4 protein-coding genes, 4 tRNA genes, 1 rRNA gene and 1 pseudogene are annotated in these 4,417 nt (G+C 47.4%); 2 read left to right on the forward strand and 8 right to left on the reverse strand.

The window, feature by feature from the left end; all coding sequences use genetic code 11:
- From FEK42_RS20650 to FEK42_RS20670, 5 genes are all read right to left on the reverse strand, one after another.
- Positions 1-245, reverse strand: a 245-nt coding sequence (locus FEK42_RS20650) for a GTP-binding protein (protein WP_000031670.1), incomplete at its 3' end; no start/stop codon positions are given.
- Between the two features lie 114 nt (positions 246-359).
- Positions 360-435, reverse strand: a tRNA-Thr gene (locus FEK42_RS20655).
- Between the two features lie 6 nt (positions 436-441).
- Positions 442-516, reverse strand: a tRNA-Gly gene (locus FEK42_RS20660).
- A 116-nt stretch (positions 517-632) separates the two neighbouring features.
- A tRNA-Tyr gene (locus tag FEK42_RS20665) sits at positions 633-717 on the reverse strand.
- 8 nt (positions 718-725) lie between these two features.
- Positions 726-801 (reverse strand) — tRNA-Thr (locus FEK42_RS20670).
- A 19-nt stretch (positions 802-820) separates the two neighbouring features.
- On the opposite strand from FEK42_RS20670, the pseudogene FEK42_RS23260 reads away from it, so the two are divergent.
- Positions 821-971 (forward strand): annotated as a pseudogene (locus FEK42_RS23260) (hypothetical protein); the annotation flags it as partial.
- Between the two features lie 192 nt (positions 972-1,163).
- Positions 1,164-2,114 carry a type I pantothenate kinase gene (gene coaA / locus FEK42_RS20675; RefSeq protein ID WP_000023081.1) on the forward strand — a complete coding sequence of 317 codons (951 nt, stop codon included), beginning with the start codon at positions 1,164-1,166 and terminating at the stop codon, positions 2,112-2,114.
- 28 nt (positions 2,115-2,142) lie between these two features.
- Here coaA and birA read toward each other — a convergent pair whose 3' ends face one another.
- The 3 genes from birA to rrf form a co-directional block, all read right to left on the reverse strand.
- On the reverse strand, positions 2,143-3,108 hold the full coding sequence (gene birA / locus FEK42_RS20680; protein ID WP_000654626.1) for a bifunctional biotin--[acetyl-CoA-carboxylase] ligase/biotin operon repressor BirA: 966 nt from the start codon (positions 3,106-3,108) through the stop codon (positions 2,143-2,145).
- Positions 3,105-4,133: a UDP-N-acetylmuramate dehydrogenase gene (gene murB / locus FEK42_RS20685; RefSeq protein WP_130261282.1), complete on the reverse strand. Its 1,029-nt coding sequence runs from the start codon at positions 4,131-4,133 to the stop codon at positions 3,105-3,107. The genes birA and murB overlap by 4 nt, the downstream gene beginning before the upstream one ends.
- A 134-nt stretch (positions 4,134-4,267) precedes the next feature.
- Positions 4,268-4,383: ribosomal RNA gene (gene rrf / locus FEK42_RS20690) — 5S ribosomal RNA — on the reverse strand.
- Positions 4,384-4,417: the final 34 nt, after the last annotated feature.

Consider the following 4,417-nt stretch of genomic DNA (forward strand, 5'->3'; position numbering starts at 1 on the left):
CAGTCTACGTGTGCGTAGTGGCGAGTCGGGGTGTCGTATTCAACGTGAGAAGTGTTGATGGTGATACCACGAGCTTTTTCTTCCGGCGCGTTATCGATCTGGTCGAATGCGCGAGCAGCACCGCCGTAGGTTTTAGCCAGTACGGTAGTGATTGCAGCGGTCAGCGTTGTTTTACCATGGTCAACGTGGCCGATAGTACCGACGTTAACGTGCGGTTTTGTACGTTCAAACTTTTCTTTAGACATCGATTGTCCCTCTAAGACACGGATAAATCGGTGATATCACCACATCAACCAGGCAACATGCCCGACTTGTTGAATGCAATAAACAGAAGGAAAAAACAGGGAGGAGAAAAGAAGTGGTGCTGATAGGCAGATTCGAACTGCCGACCTCACCCTTACCAAGGGTGCGCTCTACCAACTGAGCTATATCAGCACATCTTGGAGCGGGCAGCGGGAATCGAACCCGCATCATCAGCTTGGAAGGCTGAGGTAATAGCCATTATACGATGCCCGCATCCTGGAACTCGGCTACCTGATTTTCATTCTGCACTGAATATCGAGAGAAGCTCTCTTTATTCGAGCCGGTAAGCGAACTTATCGTCTCGGGCTACGCCATCGCGTGGCCGAAATTGGTGGTGGGGGAAGGATTCGAACCTTCGAAGTCTGTGACGGCAGATTTACAGTCTGCTCCCTTTGGCCGCTCGGGAACCCCACCGGACTTGATGGTGCCGACTACCGGAATCGAACTGGTGACCTACTGATTACAAGTCAGTTGCTCTACCTACTGAGCTAAGTCGGCATCAAGTAGCGCGCATTCTATGGAGACATGCGAGTTCATGCAACTAAAAAATTGCATAATTTGTTTTATTGGTCACATTTTGCGCGACACGATGAATAAACAGCCGAATTGCGAGCAGATTAGCATACTTTTTCAGCATCACTCTGCATTAACAATGCGCGCCAGCTAAAACACAATTCTTTTTATCAGATGGAATATCTGTCACATTGCTTTTCAACGATAGCTTCCTGGAAGAGATTTTTTCTTATTATTCCTCCCCATCTGGTGTTACCCTCCTGCCCATTAACCCATTCAACAGAACTGTGACGCGCCATGGCAAATATCGCTTTGCCGATAGAGCTATGACCGCCAGAAACATGCTTATGAGTATAAAAGAGCAAACGTTAATGACGCCTTACCTACAGTTTGACCGCAACCAGTGGGCAGCTCTGCGTGATTCCGTACCTATGACGTTATCGGAAGATGAGATCGCCCGTCTCAAAGGTATAAATGAAGATCTCTCGTTAGAAGAAGTTGCCGAGATTTACTTGCCTTTATCACGTTTGCTGAACTTCTATATAAGCTCGAACCTGCGCCGTCAGGCAGTTCTGGAACAGTTTCTTGGCACTAACGGACAACGCATTCCTTACATTATCAGTATTGCTGGTAGCGTCGCGGTAGGGAAAAGTACGACTGCTCGTGTGTTACAGGCACTATTAAGCCGTTGGCCGGAACACCGTCGTGTTGAACTGATCACTACAGATGGCTTCCTTCACCCTAATCAGGTTCTGAAAGAACGTGGCCTGATGAAGAAGAAAGGCTTCCCGGAATCGTATGATATGCATCGTCTGGTGAAGTTTGTTTCCGATCTCAAATCCGGCGTGCCAAACGTTACAGCACCTGTTTACTCGCATCTTATTTATGATGTGATCCCGGATGGAGATAAAACTGTTGTTCAGCCTGATATTTTAATTCTTGAAGGGTTAAATGTCTTACAGAGCGGGATGGATTATCCACACGATCCACATCATGTATTTGTTTCTGATTTTGTCGATTTTTCGATATATGTTGATGCTCCGGAAGACTTACTTCAGACATGGTATATCAACCGTTTTCTGAAATTCCGCGAAGGGGCTTTTACAGACCCGGATTCCTATTTTCATAACTACGCGAAATTAACTAAAGAAGAAGCTATTAAGACTGCCATGACGTTGTGGAAAGAGATCAACTGGCTGAACTTAAAGCAAAATATTCTACCTACTCGCGAGCGCGCCAGTTTAATCCTGACGAAAAGTGCTAATCATGCGGTAGAAGAGGTCAGACTACGCAAATAATTTTCAGGGGAGCTAATGCTCCCCTTTCTTATTTTTCTGCACTACGCAGGGATATTTCACCGCCCATCCAGGGTTTTATTATTCCATCCTGCTCCAGCAATAAAGCGCCCTGTTTGTCTATTCCGCGTGAAATGCCAAATATTTCTTTATCACCAATGATAAGTTTCACTGGGCGATTAATAAAATTATCCAGCTTTTCCCAGCGCGAAAGATAAGGTGCCAATCCTTCTTGCTCGAAGAGTTCCAGCGCCGCGCGTAATTCACGTATTAGCATGGCCGCCAACGTATTACGATCGAGATTGATCCCCGCTTCCTGCAGCGTGATCCACCCCTGATTAACGACACTCTCTTCAACACGACGCATTGCCATGTTGATCCCGGCGCCAATGACTATTTGCGCCGCATCGCCGGTTTTACCAGTCAGCTCCACAAGAATGCCTGCCAGCTTGCGATCCTGCAGATAGAGGTCATTAGGCCATTTAACACGAACTTTATCTGCACCCAGCTTGCGTAATACTTCCGCCATCACGATACCGATAACCAGACTTAAACCAATCGCCGCCGCCGGGCCTTGTTCCAGACGCCAGAACATCGACAAATATAAGTTTGCGCCAAAAGGCGAAAACCATTTCCGACCACGACGACCACGGCCAGCCTGCTGGTATTCTGCAACGCAAGCATCGCCCGATTTAAGCTCTCCGATACGGTCAAGGAGATATTGATTCGTGGAGTCAATAACTGGCAGCACGGCTACACTACCGCCATCCAGCTGACTCAATATCTGTTCAGCATTAAGTAACTGGATGGGCTCAGGCAGGCTGTATCCTTTACCCGGAACGGTAAAGACATCAACACCCCAGTCACGCAGTGTCTGAATGTGTTTATTAATAGCCGCCCGGCTCATTCCTAACGTTTCACCCAGCTGCTCGCCAGAGTGAAATTCACCGTTCGCTAACAGCGCGATTAATTTCAGCGGAACGGTATTATCCTTCATGAAATCGTCTCCACTGCGCTAACTTCACCTGATGCACCAATAAAGCGAACTTCTGGCTCAAGCCAGACATTAAATTTTTCACCCACTTTCTGTCTTACATGATGTGCCAGTTGCACGACATCTTCGCTTTTTGCATTGTCTTCATTAATGAGAACTAACGCCTGTTGACGGTGCACCGCAGCCCCACCCATTTGCATCCCTTTTAGCTGGCACTGATCGATAAGCCAACCTGCTGCCAGTTTTACTGAACCATCCGCCTGGGGGTAATTTGGTGCTGTTGGAAATTGTGCCAGTAATGCTTTAGCCGTTTCGGCAGATACAACAGGGTTTTTGAAGAAACTACCGGCATTGCCATTCACTTTTGGATCAGGAAGTTTGGTGGTGCGCATATGACACACCGCATCAAATACTTGCTGTGGCGTTACTGTTGTAGGATCCAGACGAGTTAAGTCACCATACGTTAGTACAGGTTGCCACTCTTTTGGCAGACGCAGACCTACGGCTACAATGGCGAAGCGGTCCTGGTATTCATGTTTAAAAATACTGTCGCGATAGCCAAAACGGCACTCTTTAGCTGTTAAACGCTCTTGCTTGCCTGTCGCCAGTTCAACACAGTCAACATAAGCGCAAACTCGCTGTAATTCTACACCATAAGCCCCAATATTCTGGATAGGTGATGAACCAACACAACCAGGAATTAATGCCAGATTTTCCAGACCAGGCATACCTTCCTGCAAAGTGTATTTTACCAGGCGATGCCAGTTTTCTCCGGCTCCTACATGTAAATACCACGCATCAGGTTTATCATGAATTTCGATACCTTTGATCCGGTTGATGATCACCGTACCGCGATAGTCTTCCAGAAAAAGTACATTACTTCCTTCACCCAGAATAAGAACGGGTTGTCCTTCTGCGGTTGCATGCTGCCAGGCATTGAGTAATTGTTGTTCGTCTTCGGCACATACAATGTGCTGAGCATTATGATCAATGCCAAATGTGTTCCAGGGTTTTAAGGAGTGGTTCATAGCTGCTTTCCTGATGCAAAAACGAGGCTAGTTTACCGTATCTACGGGGGGATGGCTTGTAGATATGACGATAGGAAGAGTTTGTAGAAACGCAAAAAGGCCACCCTGACGGATGGCCTTTCGCTTTATTTGATGCCTGGCAGTTCCCTACTCTCGCATGGGGAGACCCCACACTACCATCGGCGCTACGGCGTTTCACTTCTGAGTTCGGCATGGGGTCAGGTGGGACCACCGCGCTACGGCCGCCAGGCAAATTCTGTTGTATTAACCCGCTTATCGCCGGT

It is taken from the genome of Escherichia sp. E2748, assembly GCF_005781125.1.
In the GTDB taxonomy this organism is placed as follows: domain Bacteria; phylum Pseudomonadota; class Gammaproteobacteria; order Enterobacterales; family Enterobacteriaceae; genus Escherichia.